The sequence below is a fragment of the Psychrobacter sp. Pi2-1 genome, from assembly GCF_904846645.1.
Taxonomy (GTDB): domain Bacteria; phylum Pseudomonadota; class Gammaproteobacteria; order Pseudomonadales; family Moraxellaceae; genus Psychrobacter.
On sequence record NZ_CAJHBO010000006.1, the window covers coordinates 98,710 to 122,051 of the forward strand.

General features: G+C 41.8%; 22 protein-coding genes. 8 read left to right on the plus strand and 14 right to left on the minus strand.

Annotation, left to right across the window (positions count from 1 at the left end):
• The first annotated feature begins 318 nt into the window (after positions 1 to 318).
• From JMX91_RS05345 to fdx, 7 genes are all read left to right on the plus strand, one after another.
• Positions 319 to 828 (plus strand): Rrf2 family transcriptional regulator, encoded by a 510-nt coding sequence (locus JMX91_RS05345; RefSeq protein WP_057759222.1) that lies wholly within the window; start codon positions 319 to 321, stop codon positions 826 to 828.
• Entirely contained in the window at positions 825 to 2,051 is a 1,227-nt protein-coding gene (locus JMX91_RS05350) for an IscS subfamily cysteine desulfurase (RefSeq protein WP_101206130.1), read from the plus strand. Before JMX91_RS05345 ends, JMX91_RS05350 begins: the two co-directional genes overlap by 4 nt.
• A 156-nt stretch (positions 2,052 to 2,207) precedes the next feature.
• Positions 2,208 to 2,618 carry a Fe-S cluster assembly scaffold IscU gene (gene iscU / locus JMX91_RS05355; protein ID WP_057759218.1) on the plus strand — a complete coding sequence of 137 codons (411 nt, stop codon included), beginning with the start codon at positions 2,208 to 2,210 and terminating at the stop codon, positions 2,616 to 2,618.
• Positions 2,619 to 2,845: 227 nt separating this feature from the next.
• Positions 2,846 to 3,166 (plus strand): iron-sulfur cluster assembly protein IscA, encoded by a 321-nt coding sequence (gene iscA / locus JMX91_RS05360; RefSeq protein ID WP_021814983.1) that lies wholly within the window; start codon positions 2,846 to 2,848, stop codon positions 3,164 to 3,166.
• 173 nt (positions 3,167 to 3,339) lie between these two features.
• Positions 3,340 to 3,921 carry a Fe-S protein assembly co-chaperone HscB gene (hscB, locus tag JMX91_RS05365; protein ID WP_102094270.1) on the plus strand — a complete coding sequence of 194 codons (582 nt, stop codon included), beginning with the start codon at positions 3,340 to 3,342 and terminating at the stop codon, positions 3,919 to 3,921.
• A 211-nt stretch (positions 3,922 to 4,132) separates the two neighbouring features.
• The gene (gene hscA, locus JMX91_RS05370) at positions 4,133 to 6,013 is read left to right on the plus strand and encodes a Fe-S protein assembly chaperone HscA (RefSeq protein ID WP_201548027.1); all 1,881 of its coding nucleotides are present in this window, start codon (positions 4,133 to 4,135) and stop codon (positions 6,011 to 6,013) included.
• Between the two features lie 86 nt (positions 6,014 to 6,099).
• Positions 6,100 to 6,438 carry an ISC system 2Fe-2S type ferredoxin gene (gene fdx / locus JMX91_RS05375; protein WP_101206134.1) on the plus strand — a complete coding sequence of 113 codons (339 nt, stop codon included), beginning with the start codon at positions 6,100 to 6,102 and terminating at the stop codon, positions 6,436 to 6,438.
• Between the two features lie 104 nt (positions 6,439 to 6,542).
• Here fdx and JMX91_RS05380 read toward each other — a convergent pair whose 3' ends face one another.
• From JMX91_RS05380 to JMX91_RS05400, 5 genes are all read right to left on the minus strand, one after another.
• Complete coding sequence (locus JMX91_RS05380) at positions 6,543 to 7,691, minus strand: adenylate/guanylate cyclase domain-containing protein (RefSeq protein WP_227679287.1); 1,149 nt, start codon at positions 7,689 to 7,691, stop codon at positions 6,543 to 6,545.
• A gap of 585 nt (positions 7,692 to 8,276) precedes the next feature.
• On the minus strand, positions 8,277 to 8,708 hold the full coding sequence (locus JMX91_RS05385; RefSeq protein ID WP_057759208.1) for an HIT domain-containing protein: 432 nt from the start codon (positions 8,706 to 8,708) through the stop codon (positions 8,277 to 8,279).
• A 150-nt stretch (positions 8,709 to 8,858) separates the two neighbouring features.
• Positions 8,859 to 12,569 carry a transcription-repair coupling factor gene (gene mfd, locus JMX91_RS05390; RefSeq protein WP_201548029.1) on the minus strand — a complete coding sequence of 1,237 codons (3,711 nt, stop codon included), beginning with the start codon at positions 12,567 to 12,569 and terminating at the stop codon, positions 8,859 to 8,861.
• Between the two features lie 217 nt (positions 12,570 to 12,786).
• The gene (gene rraA / locus JMX91_RS05395) at positions 12,787 to 13,323 is read right to left on the minus strand and encodes a ribonuclease E activity regulator RraA (RefSeq protein ID WP_201548030.1); all 537 of its coding nucleotides are present in this window, start codon (positions 13,321 to 13,323) and stop codon (positions 12,787 to 12,789) included.
• Positions 13,324 to 13,511: 188 nt separating this feature from the next.
• Positions 13,512 to 14,213, minus strand: coding sequence for an NAD-dependent epimerase/dehydratase family protein (locus tag JMX91_RS05400; protein WP_057759204.1), 702 nt, complete (start codon positions 14,211 to 14,213; stop codon positions 13,512 to 13,514).
• A gap of 464 nt (positions 14,214 to 14,677) precedes the next feature.
• Between JMX91_RS05400 and rpsT the strand changes: the two genes are divergently transcribed.
• The gene (gene rpsT, locus JMX91_RS05405; protein ID WP_010200097.1) at positions 14,678 to 14,944 is read left to right on the plus strand and encodes a 30S ribosomal protein S20; all 267 of its coding nucleotides are present in this window, start codon (positions 14,678 to 14,680) and stop codon (positions 14,942 to 14,944) included.
• Positions 14,945 to 15,099: 155 nt separating this feature from the next.
• Here the strand turns inward: rpsT and JMX91_RS05410 are convergent, their stop codons facing one another.
• The 9 genes from JMX91_RS05410 to JMX91_RS05450 form a co-directional block, all read right to left on the minus strand.
• Positions 15,100 to 15,936 (minus strand): histidine phosphatase family protein, encoded by an 837-nt coding sequence (locus tag JMX91_RS05410; protein WP_057759202.1) that lies wholly within the window; start codon positions 15,934 to 15,936, stop codon positions 15,100 to 15,102.
• A 158-nt stretch (positions 15,937 to 16,094) separates the two neighbouring features.
• Entirely contained in the window at positions 16,095 to 16,907 is an 813-nt protein-coding gene (locus tag JMX91_RS05415; RefSeq protein WP_201548031.1) for a metallophosphoesterase, read from the minus strand.
• Between the two features lie 210 nt (positions 16,908 to 17,117).
• The gene (gene pyrF / locus JMX91_RS05420; protein ID WP_102091941.1) at positions 17,118 to 17,816 is read right to left on the minus strand and encodes an orotidine-5'-phosphate decarboxylase; all 699 of its coding nucleotides are present in this window, start codon (positions 17,814 to 17,816) and stop codon (positions 17,118 to 17,120) included.
• 80 nt (positions 17,817 to 17,896) lie between these two features.
• Entirely contained in the window at positions 17,897 to 18,304 is a 408-nt protein-coding gene (locus tag JMX91_RS05425) for a lipopolysaccharide assembly protein LapA domain-containing protein (RefSeq protein WP_102091942.1), read from the minus strand.
• 63 nt (positions 18,305 to 18,367) lie between these two features.
• Positions 18,368 to 18,673 (minus strand): integration host factor subunit beta, encoded by a 306-nt coding sequence (locus tag JMX91_RS05430; protein WP_057759195.1) that lies wholly within the window; start codon positions 18,671 to 18,673, stop codon positions 18,368 to 18,370.
• A gap of 324 nt (positions 18,674 to 18,997) precedes the next feature.
• Complete coding sequence (rpsA, locus tag JMX91_RS05435; protein WP_201548032.1) at positions 18,998 to 20,686, minus strand: 30S ribosomal protein S1; 1,689 nt, start codon at positions 20,684 to 20,686, stop codon at positions 18,998 to 19,000.
• A 307-nt stretch (positions 20,687 to 20,993) separates the two neighbouring features.
• The gene (cmk, locus tag JMX91_RS05440) at positions 20,994 to 21,761 is read right to left on the minus strand and encodes a (d)CMP kinase (protein WP_201548033.1); all 768 of its coding nucleotides are present in this window, start codon (positions 21,759 to 21,761) and stop codon (positions 20,994 to 20,996) included.
• A gap of 189 nt (positions 21,762 to 21,950) precedes the next feature.
• Positions 21,951 to 22,502 (minus strand): tRNA adenosine(34) deaminase TadA, encoded by a 552-nt coding sequence (gene tadA / locus JMX91_RS05445; protein ID WP_201548034.1) that lies wholly within the window; start codon positions 22,500 to 22,502, stop codon positions 21,951 to 21,953.
• Entirely contained in the window at positions 22,503 to 23,240 is a 738-nt protein-coding gene (locus JMX91_RS05450; RefSeq protein WP_201548035.1) for a uracil-DNA glycosylase, read from the minus strand.
• Between the last annotated feature and the right edge of the window lie 102 nt (positions 23,241 to 23,342).

A 23,342-nucleotide genomic window follows, 5' to 3' on the forward strand; every position in this document is an offset into this window, starting at 1 on the left:
TAAATATATCCGAGCAGACAAATTAAGCTGCTTATGTCTCACTCATATATCTCTTCTAAATATCATTGTTTTTATCAATTACAGCAATAAGCTTGATTAACCATTGAACCACACTTTAATCTTGACTAAATTACTCGGGATTAAGTATAATTACCTTAATCGTTGCACACATCGGGTTAATCATCTGTTGTTCAATAACGATAAGACAAAACTTAGCTGACGTATTATCGGTTGCTCTTTTTATCTTATGAGTACTTATTAAAACCTTTGGCTAAGATCGTTGTTAAACATAAATGATATCAAGTTTGGAGATAACACATGCGTTTGACTACTCGGGGCAGATACGCTGTTACCGCATTATTAGATTTGGCATTACAGACCAGCCAACAAGACAGTGCTGTATCATTATCCGATATCGCCAAACGGCAATCGATTTCAATCTCGTATCTTGAACAGTTATTTTCTAAACTCCGCAAACGCGGCCTTGTCACAAGTATTCGCGGTGCTGCAGGTGGTTACCACCTAGCTAAACCATTGAATGAGATAGATGTGATGAGCATCATATCTGCGGTTGATGAGTCAGTAAACGCGATGCAGTGTGAAGGACGCGGTGACTGTCAAGGTGGTACAATGTGCCTAACTCACGATCTGTGGTGTGCACTGTCGAATCATATCGAACAGTACTTGAAAAATATAACATTAGCGCAATTATTAGATATGGAAAACGTGCAGTCAGTCTCAGAGCGTCAGCACACCTCTACAAAAGATATTTCCATAAAAGACATTAATACTATTACTCTATCGAACAGCGAGGCAAACCCAGCATGAGCCAACATAACAACCTTATATACTTAGATTATGCCGCCACTACCCCAGTTGCTAAATCAGTAGCTGCCAAGATGAGCGAGTATTTGACTGTAGATGGTGTCTTTGGTAACCCAGCTTCACGCTCACATGGTTACGGCTGGCAAGCGGAAGAAGCAGTAGAAACTGCTCGCGGTCAAGTTGCTGAAGTAATCAACGCTGATCCACGCGAAATCGTATTTACTTCTGGCGCGACTGAGTCTGACAACCTAGCCATTAAAGGTGCAGCACATTTTTATCAGTCTCGTGGTAAACATATCATTACCAGTAAAATTGAGCACAAAGCTGTATTAGATACTTGCCGTGAGCTCGAGCAAGAAGGTTTTGAGATTACGTATCTTGAGCCACAGCCAAGCACAGGTCTTATCCTGCCAGAGCAAGTAAAAGAAGCACTACGTGATGATACTATTTTAGTATCACTTATGATGGTGAACAATGAGCTTGGTACTATTACTGATGTTGCAGCGATTGGTGAAATCACTCGCGAAGCTGGCGTAGTTTTCCATGTTGATGGCGCACAGTCTGTTGGTAAAGTAAAAATCAATCTTGAAGAAATGAAAATTGATTTGATGAGCTTCTCAGGTCATAAAGCATACGGCCCTAAAGGTATCGGCGCATTGTTTGTTCGTCGTAAGCCACGTATTCGCTTGAAAGCTGAGCAACACGGCGGTGGTCATGAGCGCGGTATGCGTTCAGGTACTCTACCAACGCATCAGATCGTTGGTCTAGGCGCCGCATTTGCTTTAGCTAATGAAAGCTATGAAGCCGACCATGCACATGCAGCCAAACTACGTCAAAAACTTTGGGATGGTCTACAAGATATCGAAGAGATTTACTTAAATGGTGATCTTGAGAATAGCGTACCAAACATCGTAAACATCAGCTTTAACTTCGTTGAAGGCGAGTCATTGATGATGTCACTTAAAGACTTAGCTGTATCATCAGGTTCAGCCTGTACGTCAGCAACGCTTGAGCCATCATATGTACTACGTGCAATCGGTCGCCCAGATGAATTGGCACATAGCTCAATCCGCTTTAGCTTCGGCCGTTATACCACTGAAGAAGACATCGATACTGTTATCAAACAGATGCATGAAGCTGTTGATAAACTACGTGCCCTATCACCACTTTGGGATATGTATCAAGAAGGTGTTGATCTAAATTCAGTCGAGTGGGCTGAGCACTAATTTCTAATATGGCTTTTTAGTATAGCTAGCAATATATATATTTATTAAACGATTGATCAGACAATTAAATTAAGCGTTTGACCCCAATTATCGATGAGTAGTTAGACATTTAAAGTTGCTAAACAACTACTCATCATCTAACTAGGAGAAAACCCCATGGCCTATAGTGACCAAGTTATTGATCATTACGAAAACCCACGCAACGTTGGTAATCTTGATAAAAACGCCAAGAACGTTGGTACTGGTATGGTCGGTGCCCCAGCATGTGGCGATGTAATGCGTCTACAAATCCAAGTCGACGATAATGGTATTATCGAAGATGCACGTTTCAAGACTTATGGTTGCGGTTCAGCGATTGCCTCAAGCTCGCTTGTTACTGAGTGGCTAAAAGGCAAAAGCTTGGATCAAGCTGGCGAAATCAAAAACAACGATATCGCTCAAGAGCTAGCATTACCACCAGTAAAGGTGCATTGCTCTGTACTTGCAGAAGACGCTATTAAAGCCGCTATTAGCGACTATAAAGGCAAGCATGGCGTAGCAGCTCCAGCAGAAGAAGCTGCGATCTAAGCTAGGCTAAACCTGCTAGCGTATGCGCTACGTTGTACTAGCAACGCTAAAGTAGCAATGTGTAATCGCTACTGACGCTAAAGAGGTGACAATGACACTTATGTAATTGTCACCTTTTGTTTTCTAATAGTCGCAAGCCTATTGTTTTGGCAATCTTGTAATTCTGGTTGTCAGTTTATCTAGATTTTTTTATTGATATTTATGATTAATAGTCAATGGGAGTTGGCATGATTGAAATGACAGAACGCGCCGCTCAGCATGTTCGAGATTTTTTGGACAATCGCGGCAAAGGCGAAGGCATTCGAGTTGGTATCCGTACGGCGGGTTGCTCGGGCTTGGCTTACGTTTTAGAGTTTGTAGATACCCCTGATGAAAACGACACCCGTTATGAAAGTCGCGGCGTTAGCATCTTTATTGATCCTAAAAGCCTCGTATATTTAGACGGCTTGTTGATGGATTACGAAAAAGAAGGTTTAAACGAAGGCTTTAAATTCACCAACCCTAACCAAAAAGGTGAATGTGGCTGCGGTGAGTCGTTTACCGTTTAATTGTTCAATGGCTGAAAACTAATAGATTTATGCTCAGCAAGCTTTCATAAGAATAGTGCAGTATCTCTGCTATCGCTATGAAGAAAGGTTGATGTAGTTGAGTAGCCGAGCGATTCAATATTCTTAGCTAGGTCATGACTTCAAAAACAAATAAAAAAGCAAGGCATCAGATTATGACAGATATTACTTCAGAACCACAGTTTGATAACTTCTTTGCCCTATTTGAGCAGCCTGTACAATTTGAAATTAATCAAAGCAATCTAGAGCAACGTTTGCGATTGCTGCAAAAACGCTTTCATCCTGATAATGTCGCCAAAAATCAGACCGATATGGTTCAAGCACAGCTGCAGTCTGAAAAAGCGTCCGCTTTAATCAATCAAGCGTATCAAACACTAAGCGCTCCTGATAGCCGTGCTGGTTATTTATTAGACATGGCGGATCAAGCACAAAATATAGAGCACTCAATCGCAGATTTAGACTTTTTGGAAGATGCGATGCAGATGCGTATGGCTCTAGATGATGCTATCGAAGACAAAGATCTTGCAGCCTTGCAGCAATTACACCCTCAAATTACAGAGCGTCTAGCAAATCAATCTGAGCGCTTTAATAGTGCTTATCAAAATCAAGATTGGCAAACAGCGATTGATGCGACACAGAAGCTAAAATTTTTAGTTAAGCTAAATGCTGATGTGACGACGGGGCTTGATGACGTTGCAAATGCATCGCATTCAGATGACGATGACCTATACGTCTAAACATCTGTGGTTATGGCTTTCACTAACAAGCTAAATTCTATATATTTGGTTAAAATAGTGACCGTGATACCGTATAATCTTTGAGTCTAAGCGCATTAAACTGTCAGAATCTATCTCCTTTATGGAATGAGATTACCGACGTTAAGCTCTCGTACTGCATATGCTATATTTGCTCCATTTCACTTATTCATTTTATCTCTGAGTTATCCTTATGTCTTTAATGCAAATTGCTGAACCCAATCAAAGCGCTCAACCTCACCAACATAAATTTGGCTTGGGCATCGACCTTGGTACTACACGATCGTTGGTTGCTGTGGTGCGTTCAGGTAAGGCACAAGTCTTAGAGGCAGGCGCAGCGACAGATACATTACTACCGTCTGTTGTCTATTATCCAGCTACTGGTACGCCATTGGTTGGCTATGACGCCCTAGCTCATTTAGCAGATGATCCAAAAAATACGATCGTCTCGGCTAAGCGTTTTATGGGTCGTAGTCAAGCTGATATCAAATTCTCTCATCCTTATGAGTTATCTGGTAATAAAGATGATATGCCCGCCTTTGTAACGGCTCAAGGTGAGGTGTCTCCTGTTGCAGTATCAGCGCGTATCTTAGCCGCTCTTGAGCAACGTGCAGCAAGTGCCTTACCTGCAGATAGCATCGAGGGTGCTGTGATTACAGTTCCCGCTTATTTTGATGAAGCACAGCGTCAAGCAACCAAAGATGCTGCACAAGCAGCGGGTATCAACGTACTTCGCTTGTTGAATGAACCAACGGCCGCTGCGGTCGCTTACGGGCTTGACCAATCATCAGAAGACAGTAAAAAAGAGAGCTATTACTTAATCTATGATTTGGGCGGTGGTACTTTTGACGTTTCTATCTTAAAGCTTACCGACGGTGTCTTTGAAGTGTTGGCAACTGGTGGTAATAGCGCACTAGGCGGCGATGATATCGATCGTCTTATTACCAATTGGATTATTAAACAATTAAATATCGATCCAAAAGACGTAAGCCTGCACGACAAATCAATACTAGCTCAACAAGCAAAAGCTTATAAACAAGCATTGACTGATGCTGAGCAAGTGGACATCAATGTGGTTGTCAATGGTCAGTCTTATCAAGGCGTATTAAGCCGTACAGACGTGCTAACTATCGTAGAGCCTGTTAGCCGCCGTACCCTAAGCGTGTGCGAACAAGTCCTACGCGATGCCAAGCTGTCTACTACAGATCTAGATGAAGTTATTTTAGTGGGCGGCTCGACTCGTATGCCTGCCGTACAGCAAGTCGTGACTGAGTTTTTTGCTAAGCAGCCACTTTGTCGTCTGAATCCAGATGAGGTTGTTGCCTTGGGCGCTGCCCAAACTGCTCATCAATTGGTGAATGGTGATAGTGACAACAATTTATTATTATTGGATGTGACGCCATTATCATTAGGTCTTGAGACCATGGGCGGTTTGGTTGAAGTACTCATCCCACGCAACACGCCTATCCCTGTGAAGAAACGTCAAGTGTTTACCACGTATCAAGACGGTCAAACAGGCATGGTGATACACGTGGTGCAAGGTGAGCGTGAAACGGTAGAAAACTGTCGCTCACTTGGACGTTTTGAGCTGTATGGCATCCCGCCAATGAAAGCTGGGTTTGCTCGTATCGAAGTTACCTTTAGTATCGATGCCAACGGTCAGCTTACTGTCAGTGCACAAGAAACTACGACCAAAACAGAAAGCAAAATTGAGATTGTGCCTTCTTATGGTCTATCAGATGAGCAAAAAGAACAGTTGCTGATTGCAGGGTTCAAACACGCTGAAGAAGACAAAAACGCGCGTTCTTTAATTGAGACCAAAGTAGAAGCGGAACGTGAAGTACTTGCCCTAGAGTCGGCACTTAACGAATTTTCGGCGTTGCTTTCTACTGAAGAACAACAGTCACTAGCAGAGCATATACAAGCGCTACGTAACTCTCTTAGCACTGATGACTTAGCGCTTATTGAAGCACAACAAGCTCAGCTCAAGCCGCATAGTGATGCCTTTGCTGCACGTATTATGAATCAGAGCGTCAAGACCAGCATGGCCGGTACTAGTGCCAAAGACTGGTAATAAATACATCCACATATATCGCTTAACTGACACGTTAAGCTAACTTCTAATATTTTTTAAATTGATTAGCATCGGACAGATAATTTATGCCAAAAGTTACCGTACTACCCCATCACGAAATTTGCCCTGAAGGCGCAGAAGTTGAGCTACAAGCTGGTGAAAACTTATGCAAAGCACTGTTAGAAAAAGGTATTAAAATCGAGCATGCCTGTGAGATGTCAAAAGCTTGTACTACATGTCATGTTGTAGTACGTAAAGGTTTCAACAGTTTGGATGAGATGGATGATATCGAAGCGGATCTACTTGATCGTGCTTGGGGCTTAGAGCCTGACTCACGTTTATCTTGTCAGGTCATGCTTGATGATGAAGACTTGACCATCGAGGTCCCTAAATATACCCTCAATCACGCTAAAGAAAATCATTAAACATTGAAGATACTTTCTAGTTAAGATTAAAAAAGGCCAGCTATATGATAGTTGGCCTTTTTCTATATATAATTTTAATATATTAAGCTTGAAATACTTAACGCTTACTTGCGATTGGCATTCTCACGCTTACTTTCTGCTGCTATGTCCTTTACTACTTTTTCTTCCTCTTGCTCTATGCGTTCCAGCGCAAAATTTAAACGAGCTCTAATATCTTGATAATCATTGTCTTTCATATCTTTAAAATTCAAATGCAAATTGAAACCAGGTAATGTGTGGTCGACCCATTTAGATAAATGACCTGTACTGGCACTAGGGTCAAGTACTTGCCATGCATCGATCTTTTCATCAATACCTTTCAAGCAAAATGCGGCAACGTGTTCGCATTCATAATTATGGCAAATATAATCGTAAGTGCTTTCACTGACCAATATCTGATCTTTGCCCGCACAGGACTCAAGCCTAGAAGCTAGGTTGGCTTCTTTACCAATGATGGTATAGCTTAATCGACTATTACTACCAAAATTACCAACGTGACAGTAGCCAGTGGTGATACCAACACGTATATATAAGCCTTCAAACCCCATCAGCCGCCATTTTTGGCGTAAGGTGCGCATTTCTCGGCGCATATCAATTGCCATCGCCACACAATCTAGTGCATCTTGACGCGAGCCGCGACTATTCGGTTCACCAAAGAAACATACAATGCCATCACCAATGAACTTATCAAGCACTGCACCATGCTTATCAGCGATCGACGTCATGCAATGCATATAAGTATTGAGAATATCTGCCAAATTATCAGAACTTAGACTGTCAGAAAGCTCGGTAAAGCCAACGATATCTGAAAACATAATAGTTATTTTTGCACGTTTATTAGAGACACTAACAGGGCTATCCGATTTGACAATAGGCTCCCAAATCTGTGGTGGCACAAATCGAGTCAGTTTATTGATCACTGATACCATCGTATTTAAACGTCCCCCTGCCTTGCGGGCAGAAGTCTTATAACCAATGTATTCTTGATACATACGTCGAAACTGACATAGGACAACAATCATACTAGCTACCAGCACCGTAGGTGGTAGCCAACTGTCACCGCAGTCCAATTCATCATTACTTAGAATGGTACCCACGTAATAAAAAACAATAGCCGTTATCAGTGCCACTGTAAGCAATTTGAGCTGGTTCTCAGGCCGGCTAAGAATGATACGTATACCAATCAAAACAGCCAAGCTGATTGATATGATCATACAAAACTGTAGGGAGCCAATGACAACCGATAATAGAATAATAACTATATTAGACGTCCAAAAGCTGGTCTGACGTCGGTAGTTATATATCAGGATCAGGAGACTTGGCAATGTAATAATAACCAATAATGCCATTGAGATAGAACGGAAGTCGTAATATATAGCACGCAAAACAACCGTCATTATTAAAACGAAGACTTCTGGATAATCGAAACGACAAACTCCAGCATCTTTCAGCGGCGACCTTGATTTTAGTGTCTCTGAAAAGAACATATAGAAGTTCACTTGAATGTTTCGAGCGATATGAGAGACAAGAATACATTACACTAGCACATTTGCATTATTTGCCCTTATGACAATTTATCATAAGATATATCTAATAATATATTATACTTTCCAAATAAGGTAAAACAAGGTTACTGATGACTAAAAGACGACCTTTTGTCTAGTTTGTTCGCTATTTTACAGTTTTTATCCAAATTTAAATAAAAAGAGAGGCCAGATACATTTAAGTATCTGGCCTCTCTTTTTACATATAAAATTAAGGTTCAAGCTATTCTTATTAAATGCAGGATAGATTGATTATTACATTTGCCAGTCAAACGGCATTTGGTGATGACCACGTAATGCCATCATTAATGTTTGCTGCATTTGCGCCAATACTTCTTTAGTATATGGCACAGCTGGCACACCCCATACTGGGTTTGGCCACTGCATATCATTTTGATAACGGACAATATGATGAAAGTGAAGCTGTGGCACTTGATTACCAAGAGCGGCCACATTCATTTTATCGGCTTGAAAGGTTTTGGCTAACTGGCTCGATAACCAGCTGGACTCTCGTAAGAACTGCGTTTGGTCTGCCTCAGACAGTTCATATAACTCTTTGATACCGGATACACGTGGCACTAATATAAGCCAAGGAAATTGGCAGTCATTGATTAAACGACAAGTGGATAATGGAAAATCCCCCACTAAAAAACTATCAGCAGCAAGTTTATGATGAAGTTGGAACATAATGACGGTTCTCTTGTTGTTTAATGCAAATAAAATACAGAAAGTTAAAAAGTTAGTTTGGCTATTTTATCAGTTATCGGGTTGATAAAATAGCATCATAATTTATTGCCTTAGTATGACTACCTAGCCTACTTGATATCCAGCTATGTACTAAGCAGGCTCTGTCACCATGTGCTCGCTAAAATAGCGCAGCAGCTCTTGTATGACCGTCACACGCTGTTGCGGTGTGGCCAGTTTATCGCTATTTTGATAACGGATACCAGATGCGCCATTCATACGATAATGCTGACCATTTGATTGGATCAATTTAATAATCGCTAACGCATCAACTGGAGTATCTGGCGCAAATTCCAGCGTCATACTACTACTGTTGGCATCGATTTTATTGATTTTAAGTGGCTCTGCTTGTAAACGTAATCCATGAATGGCGAATAGCTGCTTGGTTTGATCTGGCAGTGCTCCAAAGCGGTCTATCATTTCCGTGCGAATATCCGTTAATGCCTCTTTATCATCGGTATTGCTAATACGTTTGTAAAACAATAAGCGCTGATGCACGTCATGTAGATACTCCTCTGGAATGAGGGCTGAGCTATGTAGATTAATCTCACTGGTCAACGACAATGGTGTATTTAAATCAGGCTCCTTGCCAGCTTTAATGGCTTTAGTCGCACGCTCAAGCATATCCATATATAAGCTAAAACCAATCGCCTGCATATTACCACTTTGCTGCTTACCCAATATCTCACCTGCTCCGCGAATCTCTAAATCTTCACTTGCTAGCATAAAACCTGCACCTAACGTATTGGCGCGTTCAATCGCATGCAAACGGCGCTTGGCATCGCCTTTGAGGCCTTTAAGGGAAGGCACTAGTAAGTAACAATACGCTTGATGATGACTACGTCCTACTCGGCCACGCAGCTGATGCAATTGCGCAAGACCAAACTTATCTGCACGCTCAATGATGATCGTATTGGCATTGGGCACATCAATACCTGTCTCGATAATGGTAGAGCAAACCAACACGTTGAACTTTTTATGATAAAACTGCTGCATGATCTGCTCAAGCTGACGCTCTTGCATTTGCCCATGAGCTACTCCTACTCGTGCTTCTGGCACTAGGTCACGAATGGTTTCTGCCATACGCTCAATACTGGCAACATCATTATGTAGCAGATAGACCTGCCCACCACGTAATAGCTCACGCAATATGGCTTCTTTCATCAAGGCTTCTGTTTTTTGCATTACAAAAGTTTTAATGGCAAGACGACGGGCAGGCGGTGTGGCGATAATCGACATATCGCGCATACCTGAGAGCGCCATATTTAGCGTTCTAGGGATCGGAGTCGCCGTCATAGACATGCTATCGACATCTGTCTGAATAGCCTTGATACGCTCTTTATGACGTACTCCAAAGCGATGCTCTTCATCCACAATCATCAGTCCAAGGTTGGCAAACTTCACATCTGGTTGTAGCAGTTTATGGGTACCAATGACGATGTCCACTTTACCAGCAGCCAAATCAGCCAATACCATTTCTTGATGTTTTTTGCCGCCAAAGCGCGATAAGCTCTCGATACGGACTGGCCAATCGGCAAAACGATCGCGGAAATTGTCTTCATGCTGACCGGCAAGCAATGTGGTAGGCACCAGTACGGCAACCTGATAACCAGCACTAACGGCAATAAAGGCGGCTCGCATCGCGACTTCTGTTTTACCAAAACCAACATCGCCGCAAATAAGACGATCCATCGGTTGGTTTTGTCTCATGTCTTCCATAACCGCATGAATGGCATTAGCTTGGTCAGCGGTTTCTTCAAAGGCAAACTGACTGGCAAATAGCTCATACTGTGATGGGTCTATCTTAAAATGAATGCCAACTTTGGCCTCACGTCTTGCCTGCATATTGAGCAATTCAGCAGCGACGTCATGAATTTGCTCTAATGCTTTTTGCTTGGCTCGGTCCCATTTACCACTACCAATCTTATGTAGCGGTGCTAAGGCTGGATCGCCGCCACTATAGCGACTAATCATTTGCAAATTGGCCACTGGCACATAGATACTAGCGTCATCAGAATATTTTAAATGGATAAACTCTTGCTCACCATCACCCACATCTAAGGTAATCAAGCCATTATAGCGACCGATACCATGCTCAATATGTACCACTGGACTGCCATCTGTTATTTCAGTGACACTCTTGACTAAAAACTCTTCTGATACCCCGCTTTGGCGACGTCGGCGCGTCTGTAAAACCTGACGACCAAACAGCTGTGTTTCGCTAATCAACACCAAACGCTCAGGCACATAGACACCGCGCTCAATTGGCGCTACGGTCAGACCGACATGTGGTAGATGACTGTTGTTAATAGCGCTGGTTTTATCTGCAGCTAGAAAGGCTTCAAAGCTATCGTATGCCTTGATATCAATCTTGCCCTTAAACAGTTCAATGAGAATCTCGCGACGGCCTGCAGTCTCTGCAACGATTAGTACGGGTGTTGTAGTCTTTGATTGCGTATCCAAGAAGTCGAGCAATTCAGATAATGGTTCAGACTTTTGATGATTGACTGCTAATTGTGGCGGCTCTTGAGCACTTAATGTCACCAGTCCTTGTTGTTTAGTGACATTCGATGGCAATGGTATTTGTGAGGCATCTATACTTTCTGGCACTGCCACATCATTCATCGTAGCCAGTTCATCACGAGCACTTAATATCACTCGTGGATACTGGTTTAGCTGTTCGTTAAGTGCGTTAGATAATAGATACAGCATTGCTGGCTCTACGATAGGCTTGTCGATATCATGGCGACGCTCTTCGTAGCGGCGCTGGATTTGTAACCAATAGTCCGCCTGTTTTTCATTGATTAATTCATCGGTGATAAACAACGCATCGCTTGGTAAATAGGAAAATAAACTACTCTCCGCCTCCCAGTCTTTTAAGTCAAAAAATAGCGGCTGATAATACTCTAATCCGCTACTAGCAATCCCTGCCATTACGTCTTTGTGCAGCTCAGACTTACGGCTACTGGTATTAGGGAACATCGCAGCAAAGTTCGTGCGAAACGTCTCACGCCCTTCATCGAGCGGAAACTCTTTGGCGGGCAAGATTTGAAATTGGTCAATAGGTTTAGAGATATCTGGCATTTTATGCAGTAGTGACAATGACTCTTTTGCCATACTGGTATCGTTGCCCGTTAACATTGCCTTCAAATCATCGGCAGTCAATGTACGCTGCGTTTGAGGATGAAAAAAGCGAATCGTTTCGATTTCATCATCAAACAAGTCTAAACGTAGCGGAAAAGGCTGACCCATGGCAAAAATATCAATAATACTGCCACGTACCGCAAACTCACCTGGCTCAAAGACATTTTCAACAGCGCGATAACCTGCTTTTGCCAACAGCCCACGTTGGGTATTGATATCAAATCGATCGCCAACACTTAAATCAAAATGCTGTCCAATCAACCAGCTTGGCGGTGCGACGCGATGCATGAGGGCTTGTATCGAAATAAGTAGCACGCCTGACTTCGGCATATCCGTCAATAGATTGATACGCTCACTGACGATGTCTTGATGCGGAGATAGCTCATCATAAGTCAGTGTCTCCCAGTCAGGGAACACATAAGCATCGACTCCGCAAAATGCCAGCTCAGTCTCTATCTGATTAAGTTGGTTTTGGTCACGTGCCACTACAACTTTTAGGCGCTCGGCAACATTCCACATAGGCGTTTGCACCAAGCTTGCCAACCATAAGCTGCTGACCGCACCATGGACAGGCGCTAGCCAACGCCGCTCGGCATTTTGGATAGGAAACAACTGCTGGTTAATAGGGTCAAATGCGTCAGTCAAAGCAGTAATAGGCATAAAGAGTAGAATCAAAGTTAAGGAGTCAGAAAGCTATTATACGAATATTTGAGCAATTACCAAAACTTATGCCGTAACGGTTTGTCACTTAGGAGTTTACCCATTAATGATTGAGTGTTAACAACGATTATTGCGCTTTAACTGTCATTACATAATAAAAAACCCCAACGTATAAGCTAAGGTTTTCATTTTCTCGAGTCAAGCCAAGCCTAAAACTTCAGCTAATAAGTGGCTTATCGCTAGCGATGATGCCATTGTTATCAGCATAAACAAACATACCCGAGTTCAACGTCAAATCACCAAAGCTGATTTCGATATCCATATGTCCTTCATCACGGCGGGTTGATTTACGCGGGATACAACCAAGCGCCATCACGCCAAGATCCATCTCTGCCATGTCATCAACATCGCGAACACAGCCATATACAATAACCCCAGCCCAGCCATTATCGATAGCTGATTGTGCAATCATATCGCCTAGTAATGCACAGCGCATAGAGCCGCCACCATCAACGACCAACACTTTGCCATTGCCTTCTTTATCTTTGCCATCGCTATTCAATAGTGACTTAACGCGGCTATTGTCTTCAAAGCACTTAACCGTCACGATTTCACCGCAGAATTTGTCTTTCGCACCAAACTGACGGAATGACTTACCTTCGATATTTGGCAAGCATACTTGCGACTCAGGATTGGCATCCAATAGATCACAAGTGACAAAATTTCCTCTATCCATTTGTATCGATTCTGACATTGCTCCTGCTCCTTGTTTTAGTGATTCAACTGACTGGTGTTTCAATACTTATTGATGCTTTGATAATAGTTAATAGTTAATAGTTATTGTGTTTTTTACTCTTGTATTCTCGTTCTAATGCAATTAACAATCGATATCTGTAACTTTCCAGTTTTAAGACTGAATCTGTCACTAGAAAAACTGTCCTTTTATTTTTTAACACGGGTCATCGCTAGCATCTGCTTATTTTCGATAATGTCGATATGCTTAATTTGAGGTTCAGTACGATATTTACTACGATGGTAGATATCATGAGCACTCATGGCCATAGCACTGGCAACGCGTTTAGCAGAAATGGGATGTAACGATAGCGACTCTGACACGAGCGGCGAGATAAGTTTAAAAGCTTTTTGACCAATGCTCTCAAGCGGACGACCTTTATGCTTACCAAGCAATAATGACGGACGAAAGACAACCAATTGGCCAAAATCTAACGCCATAACAGCCTGCTCTGTCTCAGCCTTAACTCGATTGTATAAAAAACGACTGTCAATATCCGCATTCATCGAGGAGAGTAAAAAGAAATTTTCTACCCCTTTATCACGACATAACTTGGCAAAATTTACATTATAGTCTCGATCTACCTTGCGAAAAGCCTCATCACTACCAGCTTGTTTTTTTGTCGTACCCAAACAACTAAAAGCATCCGTGGTTCGATCGGCACCGACACTTGCAAACACTTCAGAGAGATTATCAAAATCATTGATTTGATAAAAACGCATGCTGGCATTAATGTAGCGTGGCGGACGACGAGCAATCACAATCAATGTGTCATAAAGCTCACTCAGTTGCTTTACCAAATGCTGCCCTACTAACCCCGTTGCGCCAATCACAATTGCTTTTCGCTGCATACCCTATCCACTTATATAACATTAGATGAACTATATTGATGAGAAAATACCTATATCAAGGTCTATCGTTAGAATATCATACCTAAATTCCTCAATAACTGATGCTATTATATAGGATATATTGTAAGAGATTTTATCAACCCTCTATGTCTGTCAGCGCTTACTAAGGATTTAGTTACTAGAATGACCCAGATTCAATGATATTACGTAACTTCTTTGAGCATTAATCATCAAATATATTGTCCTTAGTTCAATAATTTGCTAAGATAATCGGCTTTACACGTCAACGCTGTTTAATTATTCCAAACAGCTCTGACGCTTACGATGCTCTATTTATATTAGATACTTTAATATCAGACATCGACATCATATTTGACGAGACGGCTGCTCGTCACCGATGATTGTTAAACCCATTATTGCAATCAACATTCATATTTTTATCTATCTTTATCAAGGAGATACGCGTGGCTAATACTGCACAAGCTCGTAAACGCGCCCGTCAAAACACCAAACGTCGTCAGAACTCTGCGTCACAACGCTCTATGGTTCGTACTTACTTAAAACGTGTTGATGCGGCTATCGCAGCTAAAGATTATGACGCGGCTACCGAAGCTTACAAAAAAGCGGTACCAGTTCTTGATCGTATGGCTGACAAAGGTATTATTCATAAGAATAAAGCTGCTCGTCGTAAGAGCCGCCTAAACAAAACAATCAAAGGCCTACAAGCTTAAGATTTGTATTGGTTAGACCGCATTTCGTTTTTATAGCGTAATGACTAAAACCTTGTCACTGGTTCTAATACCGTGGCAAGGTTTTTTTTATGCCTGTTCAAAACGTATTCAACGAATAGTTGCTCTATCAACTCATTCAATGTTTGAACAAAGCATCAATTCCACTGTACTTCTGGCGGCAATAGCAACTTGCTAGGATGATAGCCAGCTGCACGGTAACCGTCTAATAATGAACTAATCGGCCGAGTATATACCTGACCCCGCCAAATAAAATGCGCGCTCGCTTGATCAAATGGCTTATCATCGAACCATAAGAACACGCCTTCCATCATCTTTGGCCAATCATTCCAATCAATCTCTACCACATCGAACATGACGGCCAAGAACGCAGATAGCAACGTGTCATGACTCACAGCGAGCATCAGATGGCCATGCTGCGGCTGATTCTGATAAAAAAGCGACAGAATATCCAAACCGCCTTGATAGGTGTTTTTAGTCCCTTCGAGATTGCCTTGCAAAAAACGATTAATAAAGTTCAGGACGCCAATTTCTTTGAACACAGGATTGGCTATTTCAGGCTCAGTGACGAGACTGCCAGGCTCAACCAACAATGATTGATGCGTAATGTCACGCCGTAGTCCTGCCCCCTCTTGCATCAGCTGCGCGGTATCGATACAACGCCCAATCGGGCTAGAAATACTATCGACGTCGAGCGAATATGGTAGATGACCTGATAACCAACGACCCCAAGACTTTGCCAGTATACGGCCTTTAGGAGTCAACGGTAGCTGATAGCTAGCAAAGCCATTACCATCAGAACGCTCGCGTAAAGAGTGCCTAGTAAATAGTATCAGCCGCTTATTTTCAGGCAATAGGCTAACGGAGGAAATCATACTATCTGGTAGGTGCGAAGGTGCAGGCGCGCTTGGGGTGTGACTCGCAAGCTTGTCAGCAGATATTTTGGACAGGGTGTTATTTAGATATTTACTCATGATAGCAAGCCTAGCAGATTTCTTATCAGGAATGAACCACAGACAAATCTAGTTGCAATATATCTTATAAATACTATGTACTCTTTCAGAAAAACGCTTTATTCAAAAGAATCTATGTCTAGAATAAATCGAGATTTGCCAGATATTTACACACGGTCCTAGCCAATATCAATAACTTTGTCCCACGCGAACTCTAATGCGGTACTACTGACCTCATTAGGATAGGCTCGTGGATTGACAATCACTCGCGTATTACCTATCCGGTAATCGAATGCTTCATGAGTATGTCCGTGTACCCATAGCATCGGTGCCCAGTCTTCGTGCATCCATCCCGATAAATCACTAACGAAAGCCGCATTACTCGGTAGATTGGCATATTTTTCAGACACCGATAATGCACTGACGCTATGATGACTCATTACCACAGTTTTTTTACCAAGTTTATAAGATTCGATCAAAGCTTGCTGTAGCCACTGACGATGCTCAGCATGAATCTGCATAGATACTTCAGGTGAAAACAGTTCGTTGCCTGCGTAAATCTGCTTGTAATCACGCATAAAATGCCTAGCAGCGACCATAGTGTCTTCATTGGCATGATACTGATAATCTGTCCAAAGCGTACAACCTAAAAGGCGTATATCACCGATATCGATATGCTGACATTGTAAGACGCGAACCCCTTTCTTAGACGCAGTATCATAGTTATCCCAAGTTGTCAGTTTACGGTCAAAGCTCAACACGTCTTCATCAAAGTATTCATGATTACCAGCGATAGTAATCAGGGGAACTTCTAAGCGCGCTGCTTGTGCTTGCAACCACGGCATACCTTTGTCGCTATTAGCAGTATCCCCTGCTACTAATACTAAATCTGCATCAGTTTTAGGAATGTGTCCAACGGGGTGCAATTGACGTGCATAACTATCAATATGTAAGTCACTCAATATCTGTAATTTCATATTATTCAACATCATTTAGTGGCGTTATTATTAAAAATCTAATTAGCGATAAACACTCATAGCAGTACTAATGATATTTAGCTACATGAGCGTCTTTAATATAGTTATTATATTTTAGAAAGGTTGTAAGAATAAATTTAAGTAGTGTAGCAGCTTTTCCTCGACCATCAAAAAGTAAAAAGACAGCCATTTAGGCTGTCTCTTTTTCTTAACATTTATTCAAACTTAAATACTTTGAAGTATTGTCTGTAGTTTAGCAGCAGGGTCTGAGGCTTGAGTGATCGAACGGCCAATGACTAAATAATCAGAACCGTCTATTAGCGCCTGACTTGGTGTACATATACGTTTTTGATCATCTGCATTGTCTTCAGCTAGTCGTATACCAGGCGTTACCAGTTTGAAGTCTTGACCACATAACGCTTTAAGTGCTTTTGCTTCTTGAGCCGAGCAAACCACACCATCAAGACCAGCTTGCTTAGTCAGTTGTGCTAGTCGGCTTACTTGGGTATCTAAGCTATCAGTGATGCCTGTTTGCATCAACGCTTCACTATCCATAGAAGTCAGTACGGTGACTGCGATAAGCAAGGTATCGAGATCTCTATCTAGCAAACGCTGTTTTGCCAACGACATGGCCTCTAACCCTGCGCTAGCATGGACATTCACCATCCATACACCAAGCTCAGCGGCCGCCAATACTGCTTGAGCAGTGGTATTCGGAATGTCATGGAATTTTAAGTCTAAGAACACTTCAAAATCACGTTGATGCAGTGCCTTGATGATATCAGGGCCACAACGCGTAAACAGCTCTTTACCGACTTTCAATCGACATTGAGATGGATCTAACTGGTCAGCTAACGCTAGAGACGCCTCTACCGTCATATTGTCTAGAGCGACGACAACTGGAGAGTTAATTACATTATTCATGGTTTTACCATATATTTTGAAGTTATCAAAGTATTGTATTTGAGGTCAGTACTGCGTTCGTTAAGCTATCACTTAACGACTTAATCTCGTCTACGCTTAGACAGAGTAGAGCCTTCAGTTAGGCTAGTTGCGTCACTACTTTGTACATTGGCAGCAGAAGCACCATAAACAGCTTCATCTACTGTTGGCGCGCTTGCTTGACGATCGATAACTGTATTGGCTTGAGTCAATTGCTCTTGCAGGTTTGCGTTTGCTTTTTGCAGACGTGAGATTTCCCACTTATTTTGCAGCACACGAAAGATAAGCAATGCCAGTAAAATACCAATAACAATACCTAGCATCAAACACAAAATAAGTAGCAACCCTAGATTCATCGTAGGTGCTTGTGAAAACAGCAGGTTGACTCCGACCTCAGTATTATTTGCCAATACCAAACCAAGTGAATAGGCAAAGCTCAAGAATAGCAATACAAATAGTAGAAAGCGCATGAGACAGTTACCTCAGTTTGGAATGATAAATTTTTGACAGTTAGATAGCCAGTGCTGGTTTAATTAACCGTTTGCTACCGTATCGTTTACTGCTTCGCGTAAGGCCTTGCCTGGCTTAAAATGTGGGATCGCTTTAGCCGGTACAGGTACGCTTTCACCTGTCTTAGGATTGCGTCCCATACGGGCACGGCGATGATGTAGACAAAAACTACCGAATCCGCGAACTTCGACTCGGCCATCATTGGCTAAAGTATGGGTCATCAAGTTTAAGATTTCACGCACTGCGTCATCAACCACGGTGTCTGCCATGTTGTCACAGTTTGCACTCAAATTACTAATAAATTCGGATTTGTTAATCGCTTGCTGCATTATTACGCTTGCCTTGTTGATTGATGGATAAGCTGATGATAAGTCAACGCTCTATAGTACGTAAATGCGTTTGTATAATTAAACTATATATACTGAATCTTTGAAAACTAATATTCAGAATCATATTATGACTATAAAAAGATTATAACTATCATCTCGTTACTCAATGGTGCAAATGATAGCGGATATTAGCGTAAATGGGAATAAGAGTTTGCCCATTTGGCTAAAAACCTCTATTACTAACTGTGTTAATAAAATCTAATCATAAAAAAAAGCGACCGAAGTCGCTTTTTTTATATTACTTTTATATCAATAGTTTGCAGCTTACTGCATTTGCTCTTTGATCAAATCACCAATAGTTTTTGGTTGTGCATCAGAACCTGGAGCAGCAGTAGTGTTCGTGCTACCAAGATCTTTAATCGCTTGACGCTCTTCAGCTTCGTCTTTCGCTTTGATAGACAAGTTAATGTTGCGTGTTTTACGATCAACACTGATGATTTTCGCTTCAACGTCATCACCAACAGTCAGATGCTTAGTTGCATCTTCAACGCGGTCACGTTGAATTTCAGAAGCACGTAGATAAGCTTCAACTTCGTCAGCAAGTTCGATAGTAGCGCCTTTAGCATCTACTTCTTTTACTTTACCATTAACGATAGCACCACGGTCATTGTTGACTAGGTATTCGTTGAATGGATCAGAGCTTAACTGCTTCACGCCTAGGCTGATACGATTAGCTTCTGCATCTACAGACAATACCATTGCTTCAACGGTGTCGCCTTTATTGTAGTTACGGATAGCATCTTCGCCAGTTTCGTTCCAAGAGATATCAGATAGATGAACAAGACCATCAATACCACCGTCTAGACCGATAAAGATACCGAAGTCAGTGATTGATTTGATGGTACCAGTGATTTTATCACCGCGCTCATGTTTCTTATCAAACTCATCCCATGGGTTAGCTAGAGTTTGTTTGATACCTAGGCTGATACGACGACGCTCTTCATCGATATCAAGAATCATTACTTCAACTTCATCGCCCACTTGAACAACTTTAGATGGGTGGATGTTTTTGTTGGTATGATCCATTTCTGATACGTGTACTAGACCTTCAATACCTTCAGAAATCTCAGCGAAACAACCATAGTCAGTCAAGTTGGTTACGCGAGCTTTTACAACACTACCTACTGGGTAAGTGCCGCCAACGTTATCCCAAGGATCAGTACCAAGTTGTTTTAGACCTAGGCTAACGCGGTTGCGTTCACGGTCAAACTTCAATACTTTAACTTTTAGGTCTTGGCCAACTTCAACAACTTCAGATGGATGCTTGATACGGCGCCATGCCATGTCAGTGATGTGCAATAGACCATCGATACCACCTAGATCAACGAACGCGCCGTAATCAGTAAGGTTCTTAACGATACCTTCGATCTCGATACCTTCTTCAAGCTTGTTCAATAGCTCTTCGCGCTCAGCTGAGTTTTCAGCTTCCATAACTGCACGACGGCTAACAACAACGTTATTGCGCTTCTGGTCAAGTTTGATGACTTTGAATTCTAGCTCTTTGCCTTCAAGATGCGTCGTATCACGGATAGGACGTACATCTACCAATGAACCTGGTAAGAACGCGCGTACTGAACCGATATCTACAGTGAAACCGCCTTTAACTTTGCTTGAAATGATACCTTTAACGATTTCATCGTTATCAGCGATTTTTTCAAGGAAGTTCCAAGTTTCAACACGCTTAGCTTTCTCACGTGACAGCAAGGTTTGACCCATGCCGTTATCAACCGCTTCAACTACGACATCAACGCTATCGCCAACTTCAACTTCAAGTTCGCCTTCTTCGCTTAAAAACTCTTCACGAGCGACGATACCTTCAGATTTCAGACCAGTATCTACTGTGATCCAATCGCTATCGATAGCTACAACAGTACCGTTGATAACCGAGCCACGCTCAATATCTAGGCCTGTTTCTTCGATGCTCGCTTCAAATAGTTCAGCAAATGATTCCATTATGTCTACCTTTGTATAGCCGTATCCTGTCCAGCACAGTACGGATCAAATTTATGATTGTATAGAACAAAATACTGGTTTTACATTCCATGCAATCATATAAAAAAACATTTGTTGATAGCGAGCTCATCGTAATTAAAACTGACTAACAACAACTGTCTTGTCGCAAATGCAATACCCTAAACAAAATAGGTTTTTCTTACCGCTTTAATAAAATTTAACTTAACCGTATTATTTTACACTAAAACAATGATTAATAGGAAAATTTTTAGTACTTAATATATTGTTTTTACTAGCTATTGAATGACTAACTAGTGAAAAACACACCTTTATCTTGGCAATGCTTTTTGACCTGCTCATATACTGCATCAGCATTAAGCGCTGAACTATCAAGTACTAATGCATCTACCGCAGGTTTCGAGGGCGCTGTATTACGATTTTCATCACGGTCATCACGTTCTTTTATCGTAGCGAGAATCGCCTCAAAATCTGCTGTTTGACCAGCGTTCAACAACTGAGTCACACGGCGCTCTGCACGTGCTTCAGCACTGGCCGTCAAAAATACCTTAACATCAGCATCTGGGAAAACAACCGTACCCATATCGCGACCATCAGCTACTAAACCAGAACGAGTGGCCATATCTTGTTGTAGCTTTAGCAATGCTTGACGAACCTGTGGAAAGACCGCTATCTGTGATGCATAGCCTCCGACCGTTTCATTGCGTACTTGCTCACCTACTGCTTGTCCATTAACAATGATATCTACACGTCCTGAGTCATTGTTCGGTACAAACGCTATCTCCAAGCTTTCAGTCAATGCTAATACAGCATCTTCGTCAATTGGTTGGCTGGCATCCGCGCTAATCAAACCCGCTTCAAAGGCTTTTAGTCCGACAATTCTATAAAGCGCACCAGAGTCTAACAACTGATAGCCTAACACTTGTGCCAGACGCCATGTGACCGTACCTTTACCAGCGCCACTAGGACCATCGATACAAATAACAGGGTAGCGCACTGATGAGGTGTGGCTATCCTCTGTATTGAGTAAAACATTATCAGGTGTAGAACTAGTCATAATACTTACTCAATAATATGCGTTACTTATATCGCTTATCATATGTCATTAATAAAACAATATTTATTCGTATGTTAAGTCTTTAATAGCCCATTAAGATGGGTGCTATCAAATAGGGCAATATTATAGCAAAAAATCATCGTGACCACTAGCACCAAGACTGATATCTTGTTTATTAGTGTTTTGAGTTTACATAGTGGCCTTATTCTTTTTTACCGCTTGCCTACGCTCACGAAAAAATGTCTTTAGTATTTGACTGCTATGCTCCCTGCATAATCCATTATAGGCTTGAATACTATGGTTGTAGAAAGGTTGTAATGATAAGTCCATTTGACTACCAACCATACCAGCACGCGGTTCACTTGCTGCGTACACCAACTTATTTACACGCGCATGGATTAGAGCACCGATACACATCGTACAAGGCTCTAGAGTGACATATAGAGTAGTCTGTAGCGGCAATCGATAGTTTTCTAAACGCGTACAAGCGTCTCTCAATGCAACTATCTCTGCATGAGCAGTAGCATCATGGCTACTAATAGGTTGATTAAATCCTTGGCCGATAATCTGCTGATCATGTACCAATACCGCACCTACCGGCACCTCTCCTCGGTCAGCACCTTGCTTAGCAAGTTGTATTGCTTGTTGCATCCATTTAATATCTTCAGCCAACCAAAAGGTGTGGGATTGAATAGTTAAAGATTGATATGGTATTAAGCTTATATTCTGAATATTTTGCATTTATTGTGGTAATTGCCAGTCAATTGGAGTTTGGCCATACTGTGCCAAGTAGTCATTTGTTTTAGAAAAAGGTTTAGTGCCAAAGAAGCCACCACGGTTTGCCGCAAGTGGTGATGGATGTACCGCTGTCAGAATCAAATGCTTATCCGTATCGATATACTTACCTTTCTTCTGGGCTTTACTACCCCACAAAATAAACACAGTATGCTTTGTCTGTTCATTAACTGCATCGATGACAGCGTCAGTAAACTGCTCCCAGCCTTTATTCTGATGACTATTTGGCTCGCCTTCTCGCACAGTTAGTGAGCTATTAAGCAGTAGAACGCCTTGCTGCGCCCAATACGTCAAATCACCATGTGCTGAAGGCCGAATACCAATGTCATCTGCCATTTCTTTGAGCAAGTTATTCAATGATGGTGGCTTTGGAATGGCTTTAGGAACAGAAAATGATAACCCCATAGCCTGACCTGGACGATGGTAAGGATCTTGGCCCAAGATTACCACTTTGACTTGCGATAACGGCGTAAGGTTCAGCGCATTGAACATCAACGGTGCAGGCGGATAGATACTATCATCCGACTGATACGCCTCTTTTAAGAACGCACGTAGATTGTCCATATTCTCAGACGTTAATTCATCTGCTAATGCCGTTTTCCAATCCTCTGGTAAACGGACATTGTCTAAAATCGCTTGTTTTTGTTCTGGAGTCTTTGTTTTCGGTTCATCAAACAGTTCCATAGTGTGTCCTTTTTATACTTGTTATCTTGTTATAAGTTCCATAACTTTGTTAAAGCTAGCTTACTGTAAATAATCATACTAACAAAAAATGGTGTTTGCTTT